This window comes from Sulfurimonas sp. CVO, assembly GCF_009883775.1.
GTDB lineage: Bacteria > Campylobacterota > Campylobacteria > Campylobacterales > Sulfurimonadaceae > Sulfurimonas > Sulfurimonas xiamenensis.
In genome coordinates this window covers 1717392-1734564 of the sequence record NZ_CP033720.1, presented here as the reverse complement: position 1 = coordinate 1734564, position 17173 = coordinate 1717392, and the positions used below count along the sequence as shown (strand labels likewise).

Genomic DNA, 17173 nt, shown 5'->3' with positions numbered 1-17173 from the left:
ATTATCGGTGAGCTTCTACTGCTTTGTATATCCTTAAAAGCGTTTCATCTCTGCCTATAATAGCCATAATACTGTCCAACCCGGGACCAGACATCTTTCCTAAGAGTGCTATGCGAAGCGGCTGACCTATTTTCCCAAAACCTATCTCCATCTCATCCACTACTTCCTGCATTAGATGATGATAATCGCTTGGGAGATGAAGCTCTTTTGTTGCGCTTACTTTTTCGCTAAATGCTTCTAAAATCTCTATAGCATTGTCTTTAAATGATTTTTTTGCGGCTTTTTCATCATAATAGGTCGGAGTTGTAATAATCTCATAGACAAGATTAGACATCTCTTTAAGAGTTTTGGCACGCTCTTTTATGGCATCGAGCAAAATTTCTTTTTTATCATGCGAAGCAAGCAGCAAACCGTACTGTTCAAGGAGTTTTGCCAACTCACTGTTTGGAGTGTTTTTGATATAGTGAGAGTTAAGCCAGTCGAGCTTTTCTGTATTGTAGATAGATGCTGATTTATTGATGTTCTTTGGATCAAAAAGCTCTTTCATCTCATTCATGGAAAATATCTCTTGATCTTTGTAGCTCCAACCAAGACGAACCAAAAAGTTTAAGAGCGCCTCAGGAGTGTATCCCATCTCTTTATAAGCCATAACATCGGTAGCACCGTCTCTTTTAGAGAGCTTTTTGCCCTCTGAATTATGGATCATAGGCACATGATAAAAACTTGGCACATCAAAGCCCAGCGCTTCATAGATAACTATCTGTTTTGGTGTATTTGAGAGGTGATCATCACCACGAATAATCTCATTTACTCCCATTAAATGGTCATCAATTGCCACAACAAAGTTATATGTCGGTGAACCGTCTGCTCTGGCAATAATAAAATCATCTAAAATATCTTCAGCTTTAAAAATGACATTGCCTTTGACGCCGTCTTTAACAACAATATCTCCGCTAAGAGGTGCTTTTATGCGGATAACAGGTTGAACACCATCAGGCGGAGTGCCTTTAAAATCACGATATTTGCCATTATATTTGGTTCTCTCTTTGTTTGCCATTTGAGCTTCACGAAGTTCCGCCAGCTCCTCTTTTGACATGTAGCATTTGTAAGCTTTGCCTTCATCAAGGAGTTTGTTGATATATTTTGCATATATATCATCTCTTTGTGATTGATAGACTATTTCACCGTCATGTTCAAGATTTAACCACTCAAAAGCTTTTAAAATTGCATCTGCCGCTTCTTGTGAATTTCTCGCTTTATCTGTATCTTCAATTCGAAGAAGAAATTTACCGCCGTTTTTTCTTGCCCAAAGATAAGAAAAAAGTGCTGTTCTTAAACCGCCAATATGTAAATAACCTGTAGGACTTGGAGCAAAACGAGTAACAACCATAAAAAACCTTTTGTTTTAGTTGCGCAATTTTAGGCTATTATTTGTTAAAATCGGGTAAAATGCCATTTTAAATTTATAGGATAGTTAATGATATATAAAATATTTGTATTTCTTTTTTTTAGTACATTTTTGAGTGCTGAATTGATCAACGGTGTAAGTGTTGTCGTAAAGGGAGAGCCGATTACTCTTTATGATATTAAAGAAGAGATGAGCATACTTAATGTTGATGCTGCCCAGGCAACTGACATTTTGATAAGAAAAAAGCTTGAAGAAGCAGAAATAAACGAGAGAAAAATAAGTGTAAGCAGTTCTGAAGTTTATGATGATATTAAAAAAATAGCATCTATGAATAAAATGAGTATCGATGAATTTTATGATGTTGTTAGAAATTCAAACGGGCTCACCTCTACAGAGCTCAAAGAAAAAACAAAAGAGAAGCTTCTCTCCCAAAAACTATATGCATCAATAGCCTACTCTTCTCTAGATGTTCCAGGGGAAGAGGAGATAAAAGAGTATTATGAGCTTCACAAAGAGCAGTTCACGCACCCAAGTGCTTTTGATGTTGTTATATACAGTTCTCAAAATAGAGATGCTCTGCAAAAAAAGAGAACTACTCCTCTGTACCACTCTGATGAGATAAGAATCGATGAACAGACACTTCCATATGACAGACTTCCACCTGAATTGCTTCAGATGCTTAAAAATACAAAAGAGAAGAGTTTTACTCCTATTTTTCAGGATACAAATGCTCTTTATACAAGTTTTTATCTCAAAGAGATACAAAGCTCCAAAGAGACAAGTTATGAGAGTGTAAAAGAGCAGATAATCAATATGATAATGAGCCAAAAAAGAGAGCAAGTTTTAGGTGATTATTTTGCAAGATTGAGAAATAATGCAGATATTCAAATTATTAGAGAAGTAAAAGAGTAAATGTTAAGTGATAAAAATTTTATAAAAATTGCACAGGAGATAGCAACTGCTTCAAAGTGCGTATCTAAACAGGTAGGCGCTGTTATAGTTAAAGATGGAAGAATCTTGAGTACGGGCTATAACGGTACTCCTGCAGGATATATAAACTGCTGTGAGCATTGGGATGATGAGTATACGCCTGAACATCATGACTGGTCAAAAACTTATGAGATACATGCGGAGATGAATGCCATTATTTGGGCGGCAAGAAAAGGGATCTGTATAGAAGATGCTACAATTTATGTAACATTAGAGCCGTGCAGTGAATGCAGTAAAAACATTATAGCCAGCGGGATTAAAAGAATTGTATATTTAAAACCGTATGAGCATACGCACTCTGAGGTAATCTCAAAATTTATTAAAGACAATGGAGTAAGCATTGAAAAACTTAATTATGAGGATTGAATTATGAATGAAGAAAAAGAGTTAAAAGCTGAGATAGGCAAACACCTTATGCAGCCTGAAAACTATGGAAAACTTGAGGATGCCAACTGCGTGGGTGTAGGAATGGATCATGCTACAAAAAGTTATGTAATAATGTATATTAAAAGAGATGAAAATAAAATTCTCGATATTATGTTTGCTACAAACGGTACACAAGACACTACAACGCTAGGTTCGATTTTTACTGAAATGATAAAAGGCGAAACGGTAGAGAATGCGCTTGAAATAGCTTCGAATTTGGAAAAAGAGCTTCAAGAGAGTTATGCATCTATTCCTGCTCCCAAAGTTGATTTATCAAAACCCGAAGGAGAGCAAGTTGAGCGTGTTGCAACAGAGTCCCAAGACAGTGCAAATATGGTTCTTACCGCTTTTGGTGCAGCGATACGCCATTATGAGCGTAAAGAAGCCGGCATAGAAGAGGAGAGATTTGAGAGAAGCATATCAAAATCATGCCTCTATTCAGGCACAGAGTGCCACTATGTTCCAAAAGAGCCTAAAGAGTCTTAACTTCTCTCTTTAGTCACTCTAACACAAATTTATCCCACTTTTTAATTTTTTTCAACTTTTTTTACTCGATTGAATTATAGTCAAAAATTTCATATTAGCAGTTTGAAATTTTAAAATAATTGTGATTTTACAAAATAAGTTTTTATTTTTCCAAATAATTGTACAAATAAAAGTTATTTTAGTATAATTGTTCAAAAAAATATCGGGTTGTAAATATGAAACAGACATTAATGGGAAATGATGCAATTGCATGGGGGCTTATTCACGCAAATGTGGATATGGTCAGTGGATATCCTGGAACTCCTTCGAGTGAAATATTAACCGGCGTTCAAAAAATAAAACATCAATTAAAGCTTGACACATATGCGGAGTGGGGAGCAAATGAAAAAGTCGGCTTTGAGGTGGCTTATGCGGGTGCAATTGCCGGCAAGAGAACATGTGCGACAATGAAGCAGGTGGGACTCAATGTAGCAAGTGATGCTTTAATGAGTGCTGCATATATTGGAAATTTAGGCGGGATGCTTCTAGTTAGTGCCGATGATCCCGGTTTTTACTCTTCGCAAACAGAGCAGGATAGCCGTGTATTTGCAAAGTTTGCAAGGATTCCTGTTCTTGATCCTGCAACACCGCAGGATGCTTATGATTTTACAAAAATGGGCGTTGAACTCTCAGAAAAATTTCAAATTCCAGTTATGCTTCGTCCGGTTATGAGAGTGTGTCATGCCAGAGAAATTATAGAGATGGACGATACAACAGACTACCAGCCAAATAAGGGCGAGTTTGTAAGGGATGTTCCTAGATGGGGCGCGGTGCCTAGAGATGGAAGATTTGTTCAAGGTTTGGATCAGCTAAAGAGAGTTGAGATTATCGCACAATATAACTGGGAGAATTTTTTAAAACCTCAGTTTGAAGCTTGCAAGGGCGGAAAATTGCTTATTATTACAAGCGGCACCGGTCACGGTTTTACTCTTGAGACTTTAAAAGATCTGGGGCTTGAGACAGATGTTGTAAAGGTTATAATGCCTTATCCTCTTCCTGTAAAAGAGATTCAGGAGCAGTTTGAAAAATATGAAAAAGTGCTTGTGGTGGAGGAGCCTTATCCATGTATAGAGGAGCAGATTGCGCATCCTAAAGTGTATGGGAAAAATACAAACACTACCCATGCAATAGATGAGATGAAAAAAGAGGAGGTGCTAAAGGCATTTCAAAAAATAGGATTTTATAGCGGTGCAAATATTTATGAAGCACCCAAGATAGATTTGGGCTTTGATGTTCCTGCCCGCCCGCCCGCACTTTGCCCTGGATGTCCGCACAGAGATGTCTACTATGCAATTATGAAGGTCTTTAAAAAGAAAAAATCGATCTATCCGTCTGATATTGGATGTTATACTTTGGGTATCGCCCAGGGTGCGATTGATTCTCTTTTGTGTATGGGTGCTTCTGTGGCAATGGCAAGCGGCTACTCTTTGGCTGACCCGAGCAAAGATGTTGTCGCAACAATCGGTGATGGCACATTTTTTCACTCAGGAATTCCGCCGCTTTTAAATGCGATATACCAAGGGCATAGATTTGTGCTTGTGATTTTGGATAATTCAACAATTGCCATGACTGGAAGACAGGTGACTCCGGGCAGAGTCCATAAACAAATAGATATTAAAAAAATTGTAGAAGGCATGGGGATAGAGTGTCTGGAGCATCATTACAGTTACAAGATGCATGAGAATATTGATTTTTTCAAAAAAGTAAAAGATGTTTATGATGCAAGCACAGAAGGGCCGACAGTTGTTGTGGTAAGAGAGTTTTGTATTTTGGATGCCCAGAGGGCACCTGACTTTGTTCCAAATATTTTTGTAAAAGTGGATGAAGATTTGTGTGTGGCGTGTGATCAATGTACAACCGTCTATAAGTGTCCTCCTATGAGTTACAATGCCGATGGCAAAATAGAGATAGATCCATTTTTATGTGCAGGGTGTGCTGGATGTCTTGAAGTTGTATGTCCGACAGATGCATTTATAGTAGATGAAAACTATCTCAAAAAAGGAAACTAGTATGAAGTATCAGATTGTTATTGCCGGATTTGGCGGGCAGGGTGTTGTTTTTTTGGTAAAAGTTCTTGCAATTTGCGCAGGAAACAGAGATATACCATTTTTGGGAACTGAAAATCATGGAATGAGCCAAAGAGGCGGCGCTGTAAGCTGTGATATTAAAATAGGGGATTTTACAAATCCCGTTATCGATAAAAATCAGGCAAATTTGATTATAGGACTTGATGCAAACGAGAGTTTAAGAAATATAGCATTTTTAAGAGCAGACGGTACAATGGTGACAAATGCAAAAGAGGATTACCCATCGATACCTTTTAAACTTGCAAGAGTTGATGCAAATGCCAAAGCTTTAAATAAAGAGTTTCCTATTCAAGGGCTTAATGTCTATATGCTTGGAGTGGCTTTGGCTTGTGTAGAAGATTTTCCTTTTAGTGTTTATGAGGTAAAGAGAGCCATAACTCAAATGAATGCAAAAGTAGCTGAGCAAAATATTAAGATATTAGATATGGCTATAAAAAATTATATATCATAGAGATTGGAGCAAGTATGATTTGGAACAAGATTGAGAGCAGTCGCAGAGAAGATTTAGAAAATATTCAACTCTCAAGACTAAAAGAGACTTTGCAAAGAGTGTATGCACTTACCCCTTTTTATAGAGAAAAATTTCAAGAAAGGGGTATAACTCCTGATGATATTATATCTCTAAAGGATATAAGAAAACTCCCCTTTACAACAAAGAAAGATCTAAGAGCACACTACCCTTTTGGACTCTTTACGGTTCCCATGAGTGAGGTGGTAAGAGTTCACAGCTCAAGTGGAACGACGGGCAAACCAACAGTAGTGGGATATACAAAATCAGATATGGATGTCTGGGATGAGGTAATGGCAAGGGTCTTTACTATGGCAGGGGCAACGGCTGAGGATATCGTTCATAACGGATATGGATATGGTCTTTTTACCGGCGGACTGGGCATGCATAACGGTGCAGAAAAAGTAGGTGCTACTATTGTTCCTGCAAGCGGGGGATTTACTGAGAGACAGCTTCTTCTTATGAAAGATTTTGGAGCCACAATCATGGCGCTTACTCCCTCTTTTGCGCTGCATATGGCAGAAGTTGCCAAAAAAGCGGGAGCGGATTATCTAAAAGATTATAAACTAAAAGCCGGTATATTTGGTGCAGAGCCAACCTCTAAAGGACTTAAACAAGAGGTGAGAGAAGCGTGGGGGATAGATTATCATGAAGTTTACGGATTAAGTGAAATAATAGGTCCCGGCGTTGCATGCAGCTGTAAAAAATCTGAACTTTTACATGTTTTTGAAGATCACTTCTTTGTTGAGATTATTGATCCTATAACGGGAGAAGAGATGCCTGAGGGTGAGAGAGGCGAGTTGGTTATAACACCGCTTACCAAACAGGCACTTCCGCTATTAAGATATAGAACCGGAGATATCACCTCTATAACCAAAGAGCCATGCAAGTGCGGAAGAACGATGCTTAGAATGGAGTCGATTGTAGGACGCGCTGATGATATGCTTATCATTAGCGGTGTTAATGTATATCCTTCACAGATTGAGCATGTTATAGCAAATGCTTACGGTGTCACGCTTAATTATCAGATTGTTGCGGATAAAAAAGGGCATTTGGATAAGCTTGAGATTCATATTGAAGTTAGTGATGAGATTATGAGCGACAATATATCAGAGATGGAAAAAATCAAAAAAAATATACAAAGTGCACTTTTAAACAATCTTTATATCAATGCCATAGTAAAGCTTGTAGAGCCAAGAAGCATTGAGAGAAGCCTGGGTAAAGCGGTAAGAATTATTGATAAAAGGAGAGAAAATGAGCAGAATTAAACAGCTCTCTATTTTTGTGGAAAATAAAAAAGGGGAGTTGACGGATGTTACAACGCTTCTTTCAAAGAATAATATATCCATAAAGTCTATTAACCTTGTTGATTCTGAAGATTTTGGAATTTTAAAACTTATCGTTGATGATGAGAAAAAAGCAAAAGAGATTTTGGATGAGGCAGGATTTTCTCTCAAAATTACAGATGTTTTTGCTGTTGCAATAGATGATCATGTGGGAAGTTTTAATGATGTCGTTTCTGCTCTTTTTCAAAATGATATCAATATAGAGTATACCTACACGGTAAGCAATGCGCAAAATGGCGCGTTTATCTTTAAAGTAGATATCAATGATTTTCAAAAAGCGCTGCAGGTATTAAGTAAAGCGGATGTAGAATTACTTGAAAAAATATAAAGGTATATGTATTGAACAAAGATGAGGTCTGCAAAGAGGACATAGATTTTTTAGAGTATATCGGAGGAGAGCTTTTGGATTTGAGCAACGGCTATGCCGAAGTTGCTTTTGAGATAAAGCCTTATCATAAGCAGCATCACGGGACTGTCCACGGCGGAGCAATAGCAACTTTGGCTGATCATACCGGCTGGTATGCCGTAATCTCTGAAATCAAAAGCGGTTACAGCAGCGTGACTATTGAGCTAAAAGTAAACTATCTCAAACCTGCCGGAGGCGATATACTAAGAGCGCAGGCAAAAGTGATAAACAGAACAAAAAGAACAGCTTTTACAACTATAGAGATTTTTGCAAAAGATATACTCATCGCCTATGCGACAGCAACTTATGCAATTTTTCAAGAGAGAGAAAATGTTAACGCCTAAAGAGATAAGCAATATATTTGAAGTACAGATAAATACGCTGTATAACTGGCAAAAAACAAAGCCCAAGCTTTATAGATATCTGCAAAATGCAGATTATAATATACAGCAAAACGATGAGATAAATCTGCTTTTGCAGGAGTACTCTTCAATCATAAAACTTAATTTTACTTTTGAAGAGATTCTTTATATTATAGATTCACCCATGCAGCTTTTGTCTATGGAGGATGTAAAAGAGTTTCAAAAAGTTTTTATAACCGTTGAGTATAAAAATATTCCCAAAAATCAAATTATTCTTTCTATATATGACAAGATTTTAGATTTAAATATTATAGAGAAATATATTTTATATAAAAAAATTTACAAATATAGACAATTTTGTGATTTGGATATTAATGAATATTTTAAGGAGTTTATCGCATGAGCTTCTCTTTTGTAGAGGGTTTTTTGTTGGGACTGGGAGCGGCTGTTCCTCTTGGGCCTATAAATATTTTGATAATGAATGAAGCCATTAAAAAGTACAAAAACGGTGTGATGATAGGAGTTGGCGCAATGAGCGCAGATGTAACCTATCTGATTTTTATCACTTTGGGAATTCTGGCGTATATAAATCAACCTTTTATTTTAAATGCTTTATCGCTTTTAGGCGGTTTTTTCCTGCTCTATCTGGCATACAATATTTTTATAAGTAGAAAGAACAAACTTGCAGAGATCTCTACAGATATTGTACAAAAGAGTAGTTTCAAGCTTTTTGCAAAAGGCTATTTTTTAACACTTTTAAACCCCTATACCATTGCTTTTTGGCTAAGCGCTGCCGGATATATAGCGGGAAAAAATTTAGATTTTTCAATCACACTTGCAGGTCTTTTTAGCGCTATTTTTTTGTGGATTGTTATAATGCCATATTTTATACATAAAACAAAACATAAGATTTCGCAAAATCTCTCTAGCATGATAAACCTTCTCTCTTCGCTTATTCTCTTTGGTTTTGGCGCGATGATGCTTTTTAATTTTGTTACAACTTTGTTTGAATAGACTATAATTTCATAAGAGAAAAATTTAAAAAGGCATGAAAATGGTTTATGAGTTATCAAATCCGGTTACAAAAACATTGATTACGCACCTAAGAGACCAAAGCAGCGATGCTCTTCGTTTTAGACATACTATCGGCGAACTTACAAAACAGTTGATGTATGAAGCGCTTAAAGAGCCTGCCTTAGTTCAAAAAAGCATAACAACATGGAGAGGCAAAGAGAGCTATGAAGTTATAGATGAGGACAATATTGTTGTAGCTACTGTTCTTAGAGCGGGCATGCCGATGCTTGATAGCGCTATAGATCTTCTTCCTGGAGTATCGGCAGGTTTTTTGGCAATGAAGAGAGACGAGAGTACTCACAAAAGCGTTCTTTACTATGACAGGCTTCCTGAGTGCAAGGGAAAAACCGTTATTTTGGTTGACCCGATGGTTGCAACGGGCGGCTCTATGATGGATGCTCTGGAACTTATCAAAAGCAGAGAACCTCTTAAGATAATTACACTAAATATTATCGGCTCTCCTGAAGGTTTACAGAGGATAACAAAAGCTTATCCTGAAGTAGATATCTATATTGCCCAGATTGATGAGCGTCTAAACAGCGACAAATTTATCATTCCAGGACTTGGAGATGCGGGTGACCGCTCTTACAATACTGTTAAATAACTAAATGTTTATTGATTTAAAAAATAAAACCTCAACGCAGATAATTGAAATTTTTGAAGCTTTAGATGCAAAAGAGGGCGAAGTTATTGAAGCAGAAGTTTTAGAATCGGATATAGAGCGTTTTGGATATAAAGCTTTTGTTGATCTGGCACAACTATTTTTTATGAAGATGCTCACACCTGCTAAAAAAGATGAAAAGAGTGTTGTGCTTAAATTTTATAAACTCAAAAAGGAGCTCTCTTTTCATAAAAGTAAAGAAAATAGTACTGAAAAGTATGGTGTAGAGAGTCAGTTTTTTCAAATAGACAAAACTTTGCAATTTAGTTTTTTATATCATTACCGCCAAGCACTTAATTTTGCAGATATTAAAAATAGAAAAAGAGTTCTCAATATTGGAATAAACAGAGGCGATGAGTTTAAAACCATTAAAGAGATGCTTCCATATGAAGTGTTTAAAAATAAAGAGTTTGTGGGGATTGACTACTCCTCTTCAGCCATAGATTATGCAAAGAGAGATTTTTCAGACTCAAATGTAGAGTTTATATGTCATGATGTAAATGAGTTAAAGCAGTTAAATCTGGGCAGATTTGATCTTATTATCTCCATAGGAACACTTCAAAGCTCAAGCATAAATTTTAATGAAACATTTATGAAAATTTATCAAGAGTATTTGAACAAGGGTGGTACAATGGTACTTGGCTTTCCAAACTGCAGATGGATAGACGGTGAGATGATCTATGGTGCAAAACCCGCAAATTATAACTTTAGTGAACTTGGCGTAGTTTTACAAGATATAATTTTTTGTAAAAAATATCTTCAGCAAAAAAAGTACAGGGTTATTGTAAGCGGAAAAGATTATATATTTTTAAGTGCTAAAAAAATAATTACAAAATAAAAAAGGTTAAAAAATGAAAGATTTTGGACTTATATTTGGGAATGCAGCGTTTAAGAAAAACTACTATAAAACACATGAAAAAAAGTTTTTAGAGCTAGCTGAAAACGGACAAAACCCTAAAGCTTTGTTTATTGGCTGTTCAGACTCCAGAGTTATACCAAATCTTATGACAAAAAGTGCTCCCGGTGAGCTTTTTGTTATAAGAAATGTAGGCAATTTTGTTGCACCTTTTAGTCCTGATGAGGATTTTCACTCCACGGCATCTGCTATTGAGTACGCGGTAACTGTTTTAGAGGTAAAAAATATAATTGTTTGCGGTCATACAAAATGCGGGGCAATAGAGGCGATATTTGAGCAGGAGAAATTAGATGATCCTGAATTGATTCACACAAGAAAGTGGCTCACTTTGGGCGAACCGGCAAAAAAACAAGCCATTTTAGCTCTTGGAAAAGATGCAAAAAAAGAGAATCTTTTGCGTCTAACAGAAAAACTCTCCATTATTATCCAGATAGAGAATCTGCTTACATACCCTTCTGTAAAAAAAAGATTTGACAGCGGAGAGCTTATGATTCACGGCTGGTATTATGATATAAAAACAGGGGATATAAGTTACTATGATCCTGAAATATCACAGTTTGAACCGATCAGTTCGCTGATTTCATAAAAAGCTGGCTAAAAGAACTGTCTTTTTAGCCATACGCTCAGCACATAAAGCCCCCATATATGCTGCTTAAAGCCTCCTGATGAAGCTTTTTGTATATATGCATCCAACGCCTCTTTTTTAAACAGAGCACTCTTCTGGTTTACCTCTTTTATGAGAGAGATTCTTTTGCTCTGTACAAGATACTCCATATAAGGGTTTGAAAAACCTTTTTTTCTTCGTAAGACTATTTTTTCACTTATATGCGGTGCTACGATTGATTTGAGCAGTGATTTTGTGACTCCATCTTTATAGCGCAGCTTTGGGTCAATGCTAAAGATGGCAGATGCCAGTTTATGGTCCAAAAAAGGGGTGCGCGACTCAATAGAGTGTGCCATACTTACACGGTCGAGTTTTGTTAAAAAATGCTCTGCTTGAAAAAGGTTTAGATCTATATAGCTGTACCATATGCTCTCGTCAGTATGTAAAGAGTTTTCAAATCTCTCTCTATAACTTTTTAAATAGTGCAGAGAGTGATTGTCTTTAATGTTTCTTTTTAACAAAAGATTTTTTTGAAGGTCGGTAAAATTTTCGCCGGATGTGCGAAAGAGCAGGGTATCTTCAAAGATGCGTTTATAGTATTCCCACTCTCTGTTTATAGAAAAATTTGAGTGAAAATATCTCTTAAGCCAGTTTTTGTTTTTAAGTTTTGAAAAGCTTTGGATATCTAAAAACTCAAAGTATTGTCTATATCCTAGAAAAAGCTCATCGCTCCCTTCCCCGCTTAAAACTACTTTGATGCCATCTTTCTTAATATTTTCAAAGAGCAGATAAAGAGGAACAGCTGCAGGGTCATTTAGAGGTTCATCTAGCGTTTGCAATACTCTGTCGCTTGCATCTAAAAAATCATTTTGTGAGATTGAAATCTCTTTGTTTTCTACCCCGAGAAGTTTTGCGCTCTCTTTGGCGTTCTTCCTCTCATCATATTTTGCATACTCTTTGTATCCCAGAGTATATGTTTGAAGACTTATTCCATTTTTAAGCGCATAAGCGTTTAATGTTGCGCTGTCTATCCCTCCTGAGAGCAGTGAAGCTGTCGGCACATCTGCATTTAGTCTGATTTTTATAGATTCATCAAGCAGATTTTCTAGTATATAAACTGCTTCATCTCTGTCTGTAATGCTGTTTGATTTTACATCAAGCAGGTCAAAATAGCGCTTCACTTCAATATGATTGTTTTTAAAAGTCAGATACTCGCCGGCAGCCAATTTTTTTATATCTTTAAAGAAAGTAAAGGGCGGAGTCGGTGCCAAAAATGAGAGATAACTTAAAAGCGCATCCTCATCCATCTCAACTTTTTGCAAAAAAGGTATAAGTGCTTTTATCTCAGAAGCAAATATAAAAGCTTTGTTATGCAGGTAAAAGAGCGGCTTTTTGCCGAGTCTGTCGCGAAAAAGGTAGAGCGTTTCGTTATCTAAAAGAGCGATTGCAAACATGCCGCGCAGATGATTTACAAAATCGACTCCCCACTTTAAATAGGCTGCAATGATAACTTCGCCGTCGCTTTGCGTTTTAAAATTAAACTCATCTTTTAATTCATCTTTTAGCTCTTTGAAGTTGTATATCTCTCCATTAAAAGAGAGTAGAATTTTTTCGTGAAAGAGCGGCTGGTTTGAGCGGGAGTGCATATCTATAATACTTAGTCTTTGGTGTGCAAAAAAGAGATCTTTTTTTTGTACAATTCCGCAAAAATCAGGACCTCTGTGAGCAAGCAAAGCAAGAGCTTTTTTTGCCATATATTCGTTGTACTCTCCTAAAATTCCAAAGACGGCACACACTAGATACTCTCTTTAAAAAAAGCGACGGTTATATCGTCTTGCATATAGTCATCCCTGAGAATAATTTTTTTAACGCCCAAATCTCTTGCCATCTGTTCTATTTGCTTTGTTGTGAGGTAGTTGTATGTTTCGCTTTTTTTCTCTCCATGAAGCACATTAAATATAAAAGCGACTCTGCATGCGCTAAAGCAGTTGCGCACAAAAAGAGGTGTTTCAAACTCCTCTAAAACATTCATAGCACCGCTGCATGTGTAAAAATCGGCAGGCGGAAGCGCGTCTGCGTCATGACCATAAGGAGAAAATGCCTTTGGAGTGCAAATATCTGCAATAAGTATCTCACATCCGGTTCTCTCGCTTGCTATGGAGTACATATCTACCAAAGAGTCTATGCCGATATACTTTTTTGGAGCTCTTTTTTTCTTTAACATATAGAGGTACAAATCGCCAAATCCACATCCGGCATCGGCGATACTATAAGAGCTTAGATCACTCGGGAGCATCTCCAAGAGAATATCAAATCGCAGTTTTTGAGACTCTTTTGAGTGCCAGTTTACCCCTTTCGCCGTGATGCCGTATTTCTCTATTGCAGTCGAGTAAAATGTTTTGTTATCGATACGAGGCATAATTAAAAAAGTTCATAATGAGATTTTCCAAAAAAAGAGATTTAATTTTGGAATTATAGTATAAAAGATATTTATATTATTTTTTAATTGTGATAAAATAGCTTCAATCAGAAAAAAGGATTCATTATGAGCCATATGTACAATCTTGCAATTATTGGTGCCGGTCCAGCCGGAATTGCTACAGCTGTAGAGGGGTATTTGCAAGGAATTAGAGATATAGTTTTACTTGAAAAAGATGAAAATCACAACTCTACGATACGAAAATATTATAAAGACAACAAAAGAGTAGATAAAGACTGGAAGGGACAAAAGATTGAGCTTGATGGCAGAATCTATTTTGTGGATGGAACAAAAGAGACAACTCTTGATTTTTTTGATGAGATTTTGGCATACCATTCTGTGGAGCTTCAAACACATGTAGAAGTGCAAAATATAAAAAAGATGGATGGCTATTTTGAAATTTTTATGCCTGGAAAAAGCATAACTGCCAAATATGTGGTTGTTACTATCGGCAGAATGGGCAGACCGAACAAACCTCAATACAAGATACCTCCGGCAATTAAAAACAGAGTGGGATTTACACTTGATGGCTGTGGGGAAGGTGAAAATATTTTAGTTGTCGGCGGAGGAGACAGCGCTATTGAGTACGCGGTTGATTTAAGTGCTGAAAATAAGGTTACTATTTGTTATAGAAGAGAGACTTTCAGACGGGCAAATCCAACAAATCAAAGCGATATAACAAATGCAATACTGCATAAAGAGATAGAGGCGATGCTTGGAGTGGATATTGACCATCTAGAAGATGAAAATGGAAAAGTAAAAGTGATTTTTAATGATCTTGAACCGCAAATATTTGATAGAGTGATTTACGCAATAGGCGGAACAACTCCAAGCGCATTTTTAGCAAATTCGGGTATAAAAGAGCAAGATGGCAAACCGGTGCATGATGATAATTATGAGACAAATATCAAAGGTCTTTTTGTGGCGGGGGATATAACACAAGAGTCAGGCGGAAGCATAGCTCTTGGGCTAAATCATGGCTATGCGATCGCTTGTTATATTCAACAAAACCGTTGAGTTTTAAGGGCTTACTCTATCTGTTTTAAGGCTTCTAAAAACTCTATCTTATTTACAAATCCCACTCTTTCATAGTAGGATTTTTCCTCTTTTGTGTCTATAAAGTAGGTGGTAGGAACTATGGGAGTATTGAGGTAGGACGGGAATCCTCCCTCCTCTTTATTTATGATAAGTGGGATATACTTTGCTTTAATGCTTTCATCTATTTTTTTGTCTGAGAGCGTCTTTTTTTCAAATTTAGAACACCATGGACAGTAGTTTGTAACCATTAAAACCATAAGGTCTTTCTTCTCTTTTTTTGCTTTTGCCAGAGCAGTCTCATATTTTGTTTCATAACCCATCTCTTTGGCAAACTCTTTATACTCCTGTGCAGACGCTGTAAAAAATATAAGCAAAAGTGTTAACACTGTTTTCATAAGTTATCTTCCTTGTATTGGTTTGCAAAACTCTCAAGCATGCTTTGGGCATTGTCGATAAGATCATCTTCATCTTCTGGAACAAAAATGCGCCCGCTCATATATGATATGACAAAAACCTTATCTTTGGTATCAAGCCTCATCATAGTCTCTCCAAGAAGCAGCTCCAGTTTTAAAGCAAGCATATCGTCTACGCTTATATAGCTTACTAAAAAAGCCAAAGATCTAGATGAGAAGTTCTCCGTATTTATGCCAATCTCTTTTGATGTCTCTTTTATCATATCCAGTAATATATCTTTGTATTTGGTATCAACACGATTAGTACTTATCTCTACTACCGGATAGTAGCTTTTTATACCTCCGAGGTCAAAAGGTGTCTGCGCATAAGCCAATTGAGCCAACATTGCAAAGGCTATAATATTTTTAAACAACTTCATTTTCTCATCCTTTTATATATTTTTTAAAATTTTTATAAGAGAATTTTCAAAAATATCTTGCTCTCTTTTTGTAAGAGCAAAAAAACTTCCTATTGAATTTTATATGCAGCTTCAAAAAGGTTTTTGTGCAATTGTAGGACAATATATATTAACCATAAATAAATATATCTTATTAGTAAAATATTATTAATACTTGTTTTCTGCAATTAATGATGAAAAAGTAGCTCTATTAAAACTTCAAGAGAGTGGAGTTTCACTGGATAAAAAAGAGTCTATTGATGCTATTGCAAAATATAATAACAGATCACCATTTGAAATTGTCAGTATCATGATAAATTAATAGTTTTATTCTCTTTAGCTGTATTTTTAATTTTATAGTTATTTATCAACTTGATAATAACCATTATAATTATTACTTGGAAAAGTGAAGCTAAAATAAGTGCATAGTAGTGAAGCTCATCTATACTTTTTGCATTAAAAGCCAGTGTCGCCATAGCGATAAGGAGTGTAAGCGGCATAGAGTGGGATAGTCCCATAAGTATAGAGTCTGTGAGCTTTAAATCTTTTATAAACACAAGAGAAGCTATAACTCTCATGATTGTCATGGCAAGCGTTATAAAGAGCGCTTTTGCTATAAGTCCGTCCATAAAGAGCATCTCTAAATTAAAAGAGCTGCCTATGTGAATAAAAAATATAGGTATTAAAAAGCCAAAACCAAAAGAGGCTAGTTTCTCTGGAAGTTCATGTTTATGTTCAAAAAATGTTGGGATAAACATTCCGGCTATGAAGACTCCAAAAGCGAGTTCTAGATCCAGATAGAGCATCGCTCCGACAAGTAGAAAGAATATTCCCATAGAGAGTCTTATATCCTGTTCTTTGTTGTCGTTATGCGGCATAAGCGAAGTTGAGACTTCCGGAAACCACCAAAAGAGAAGCTCCATGGCACGAAAGAGCAAAAACATAAAAAATAAAAAGAGTGCTAAAGCAAAAAGTGTTTTTATCAGCCCAAACCCAATTCCTGAATGAAGTGCGGCAGATGTAAGTGTAAGAAATCCTATACTTACAACCTCACCTACTGCTCCGGCGGTCATTGAGAGTTTAAGCCATGGAGTTCTTCCATACTCTTTTGAGAGTGTTGCGATAAGCCCTACAGAGATAAGAGGCATTAAAACCATAAATACTTTTCCAAGATCCAGGTAGAGAGAGAGCGCAATGGAAAAAGCGTATAAAATAACAAGATAGAGAATGATTTTATTCATCAGCTCTCTAGGTGTTTTTAACATGCTTTTTAGATTTATCTCTGTTCCGGCAATAAATATCAGATATAAAAATCCAAACTCTGCTACGACATCAAAAAGATGCTCTTCATGCAAAAATCCAACATAACCAAAAACAGCTCCAAAAATAATCTCAATAGGAGTAACCGGAAGCTTTAAAAGTTTTGCAAAAAATGGAGAAAAAATAATTATAAGTGAAATTGTTATTATAAGTATTACATTTTCGCTCATACA

General features: G+C 36.3%; 21 protein-coding genes. 15 read left to right on the top strand and 6 right to left on the bottom strand.

Annotated features, from left to right (window positions below):
• Position 1 precedes the first annotated feature (1 nt).
• Positions 2-1390, bottom strand: a complete 1389-nt coding sequence (gene gltX / locus CVO_RS08855) for a glutamate--tRNA ligase (protein ID WP_159571711.1) — start codon at positions 1388-1390, stop codon at positions 2-4.
• Positions 1391-1477: 87 nt separating this feature from the next.
• Here gltX and CVO_RS08850 point away from each other — a divergent pair, with 87 nt between their 5' ends.
• The 13 genes from CVO_RS08850 to CVO_RS08790 all read left to right on the top strand — a co-directional run bounded on the left by CVO_RS08850 (position 1478) and on the right by CVO_RS08790 (position 11295).
• A complete protein-coding gene (locus CVO_RS08850; protein ID WP_241690966.1) occupies positions 1478-2320 on the top strand; it encodes a peptidylprolyl isomerase in 843 nt (280 codons plus the stop codon).
• Positions 2321-2764, top strand: a complete 444-nt coding sequence (locus CVO_RS08845) for a deoxycytidylate deaminase (protein ID WP_152298575.1) — start codon at positions 2321-2323, stop codon at positions 2762-2764. It begins immediately after the preceding gene.
• A gap of 3 nt (positions 2765-2767) precedes the next feature.
• A complete protein-coding gene (locus CVO_RS08840) occupies positions 2768-3310 on the top strand; it encodes an iron-sulfur cluster assembly scaffold protein (protein ID WP_152298576.1) in 543 nt (180 codons plus the stop codon).
• Positions 3311-3525: 215 nt separating this feature from the next.
• Complete coding sequence (locus CVO_RS08835) at positions 3526-5358, top strand: thiamine pyrophosphate-dependent enzyme (protein ID WP_152298577.1); 1833 nt, start codon at positions 3526-3528, stop codon at positions 5356-5358.
• 1 nt (position 5359) lies between these two features.
• A complete protein-coding gene (locus CVO_RS08830) occupies positions 5360-5887 on the top strand; it encodes a 2-oxoacid:acceptor oxidoreductase family protein (protein WP_159571708.1) in 528 nt (175 codons plus the stop codon).
• Between the two features lie 14 nt (positions 5888-5901).
• The gene (locus CVO_RS08825) at positions 5902-7212 is read left to right on the top strand and encodes a phenylacetate--CoA ligase family protein (RefSeq protein WP_188093939.1); all 1311 of its coding nucleotides are present in this window, start codon (positions 5902-5904) and stop codon (positions 7210-7212) included.
• Complete coding sequence (locus tag CVO_RS08820; RefSeq protein ID WP_152298579.1) at positions 7199-7618, top strand: ACT domain-containing protein; 420 nt, start codon at positions 7199-7201, stop codon at positions 7616-7618. The genes CVO_RS08825 and CVO_RS08820 overlap by 14 nt, the downstream gene beginning before the upstream one ends.
• An 11-nt stretch (positions 7619-7629) precedes the next feature.
• Positions 7630-8040 (top strand): PaaI family thioesterase, encoded by a 411-nt coding sequence (locus CVO_RS08815; RefSeq protein ID WP_152298580.1) that lies wholly within the window; start codon positions 7630-7632, stop codon positions 8038-8040.
• Complete coding sequence (locus CVO_RS08810; RefSeq protein WP_152298581.1) at positions 8027-8461, top strand: hypothetical protein; 435 nt, start codon at positions 8027-8029, stop codon at positions 8459-8461. Before CVO_RS08815 ends, CVO_RS08810 begins: the two co-directional genes overlap by 14 nt.
• Positions 8458-9072 (top strand): LysE family translocator, encoded by a 615-nt coding sequence (locus tag CVO_RS08805; RefSeq protein WP_152298582.1) that lies wholly within the window; start codon positions 8458-8460, stop codon positions 9070-9072. Before CVO_RS08810 ends, CVO_RS08805 begins: the two co-directional genes overlap by 4 nt.
• A gap of 40 nt (positions 9073-9112) precedes the next feature.
• Positions 9113-9736 carry a uracil phosphoribosyltransferase gene (gene upp / locus CVO_RS08800; protein WP_159571705.1) on the top strand — a complete coding sequence of 208 codons (624 nt, stop codon included), beginning with the start codon at positions 9113-9115 and terminating at the stop codon, positions 9734-9736.
• 4 nt (positions 9737-9740) lie between these two features.
• Complete coding sequence (locus CVO_RS08795) at positions 9741-10631, top strand: class I SAM-dependent methyltransferase (protein WP_159571702.1); 891 nt, start codon at positions 9741-9743, stop codon at positions 10629-10631.
• A 13-nt stretch (positions 10632-10644) separates the two neighbouring features.
• Positions 10645-11295, top strand: coding sequence for a carbonic anhydrase (locus CVO_RS08790; RefSeq protein ID WP_152298585.1), 651 nt, complete (start codon positions 10645-10647; stop codon positions 11293-11295).
• A gap of 8 nt (positions 11296-11303) precedes the next feature.
• On the opposite strand, the gene asnB is transcribed toward CVO_RS08790, so the two are convergent.
• Both asnB and CVO_RS08780 read right to left on the bottom strand, forming a co-directional pair.
• Positions 11304-13109 carry an asparagine synthase (glutamine-hydrolyzing) gene (gene asnB / locus CVO_RS08785; RefSeq protein WP_159571699.1) on the bottom strand — a complete coding sequence of 602 codons (1806 nt, stop codon included), beginning with the start codon at positions 13107-13109 and terminating at the stop codon, positions 11304-11306.
• On the bottom strand, positions 13109-13732 hold the full coding sequence (locus CVO_RS08780) for a class I SAM-dependent methyltransferase (RefSeq protein ID WP_152298587.1): 624 nt from the start codon (positions 13730-13732) through the stop codon (positions 13109-13111). Before CVO_RS08780 ends, asnB begins: the two co-directional genes overlap by 1 nt.
• A 126-nt stretch (positions 13733-13858) precedes the next feature.
• Between CVO_RS08780 and CVO_RS08775 the strand changes: the two genes are divergently transcribed.
• Positions 13859-14809 (top strand): NAD(P)-binding domain-containing protein, encoded by a 951-nt coding sequence (locus CVO_RS08775; protein WP_152298588.1) that lies wholly within the window; start codon positions 13859-13861, stop codon positions 14807-14809.
• A gap of 11 nt (positions 14810-14820) precedes the next feature.
• Here the strand turns inward: CVO_RS08775 and CVO_RS08770 are convergent, their stop codons facing one another.
• Together CVO_RS08770 and CVO_RS08765 are read right to left on the bottom strand one after the other, a co-directional pair.
• Positions 14821-15225, bottom strand: a complete 405-nt coding sequence (locus CVO_RS08770; RefSeq protein ID WP_159571696.1) for a thioredoxin family protein — start codon at positions 15223-15225, stop codon at positions 14821-14823.
• Complete coding sequence (locus CVO_RS08765) at positions 15222-15662, bottom strand: hypothetical protein (protein ID WP_159571693.1); 441 nt, start codon at positions 15660-15662, stop codon at positions 15222-15224. The genes CVO_RS08770 and CVO_RS08765 overlap by 4 nt, the downstream gene beginning before the upstream one ends.
• 193 nt (positions 15663-15855) lie before the next feature.
• Between CVO_RS08765 and CVO_RS08760 the strand changes: the two genes are divergently transcribed.
• A complete protein-coding gene (locus CVO_RS08760) occupies positions 15856-16002 on the top strand; it encodes a hypothetical protein (protein WP_159571690.1) in 147 nt (48 codons plus the stop codon).
• On the opposite strand, the gene CVO_RS08755 is transcribed toward CVO_RS08760, so the two are convergent.
• Positions 15989-17170, bottom strand: coding sequence for a cation:proton antiporter (locus tag CVO_RS08755; RefSeq protein WP_159571687.1), 1182 nt, complete (start codon positions 17168-17170; stop codon positions 15989-15991). The genes CVO_RS08760 and CVO_RS08755 overlap by 14 nt on opposite strands.
• Between the last annotated feature and the right edge of the window lie 3 nt (positions 17171-17173).

Excerpts from the sequence above, each read along its gene's own strand:
- gltX (WP_159571711.1), bottom strand. The coding sequence starts at position 1,390 with ATGGTTGTTACTCGTTTTGCTCCAAGTCCTACAGGTTATTTACATATT.
- CVO_RS08850 (WP_241690966.1), top strand. The coding sequence starts at position 1,478 with ATGATATATAAAATATTTGTATTTCTTTTTTTTAGTACATTTTTGAGT.
- CVO_RS08845 (WP_152298575.1), top strand. The coding sequence starts at position 2,321 with ATGTTAAGTGATAAAAATTTTATAAAAATTGCACAGGAGATAGCAACT.
- CVO_RS08840 (WP_152298576.1), top strand. The coding sequence starts at position 2,768 with ATGAATGAAGAAAAAGAGTTAAAAGCTGAGATAGGCAAACACCTTATG.
- CVO_RS08835 (WP_152298577.1), top strand. The coding sequence starts at position 3,526 with ATGAAACAGACATTAATGGGAAATGATGCAATTGCATGGGGGCTTATT.
- CVO_RS08830 (WP_159571708.1), top strand. The coding sequence starts at position 5,360 with ATGAAGTATCAGATTGTTATTGCCGGATTTGGCGGGCAGGGTGTTGTT.
- CVO_RS08825 (WP_188093939.1), top strand. The coding sequence starts at position 5,902 with ATGATTTGGAACAAGATTGAGAGCAGTCGCAGAGAAGATTTAGAAAAT.
- CVO_RS08820 (WP_152298579.1), top strand. The coding sequence starts at position 7,199 with ATGAGCAGAATTAAACAGCTCTCTATTTTTGTGGAAAATAAAAAAGGG.
- CVO_RS08810 (WP_152298581.1), top strand. The coding sequence starts at position 8,027 with ATGTTAACGCCTAAAGAGATAAGCAATATATTTGAAGTACAGATAAAT.
- CVO_RS08805 (WP_152298582.1), top strand. The coding sequence starts at position 8,458 with ATGAGCTTCTCTTTTGTAGAGGGTTTTTTGTTGGGACTGGGAGCGGCT.
- upp (WP_159571705.1), top strand. The coding sequence starts at position 9,113 with ATGGTTTATGAGTTATCAAATCCGGTTACAAAAACATTGATTACGCAC.
- CVO_RS08795 (WP_159571702.1), top strand. The coding sequence starts at position 9,741 with ATGTTTATTGATTTAAAAAATAAAACCTCAACGCAGATAATTGAAATT.
- CVO_RS08790 (WP_152298585.1), top strand. The coding sequence starts at position 10,645 with ATGAAAGATTTTGGACTTATATTTGGGAATGCAGCGTTTAAGAAAAAC.
- CVO_RS08780 (WP_152298587.1), bottom strand. The coding sequence starts at position 13,732 with ATGCCTCGTATCGATAACAAAACATTTTACTCGACTGCAATAGAGAAA.
- CVO_RS08775 (WP_152298588.1), top strand. The coding sequence starts at position 13,859 with ATGAGCCATATGTACAATCTTGCAATTATTGGTGCCGGTCCAGCCGGA.
- CVO_RS08770 (WP_159571696.1), bottom strand. The coding sequence starts at position 15,225 with ATGAAAACAGTGTTAACACTTTTGCTTATATTTTTTACAGCGTCTGCA.
- CVO_RS08765 (WP_159571693.1), bottom strand. The coding sequence starts at position 15,662 with ATGAAGTTGTTTAAAAATATTATAGCCTTTGCAATGTTGGCTCAATTG.
- CVO_RS08755 (WP_159571687.1), bottom strand. The coding sequence starts at position 17,170 with ATGAGCGAAAATGTAATACTTATAATAACAATTTCACTTATAATTATT.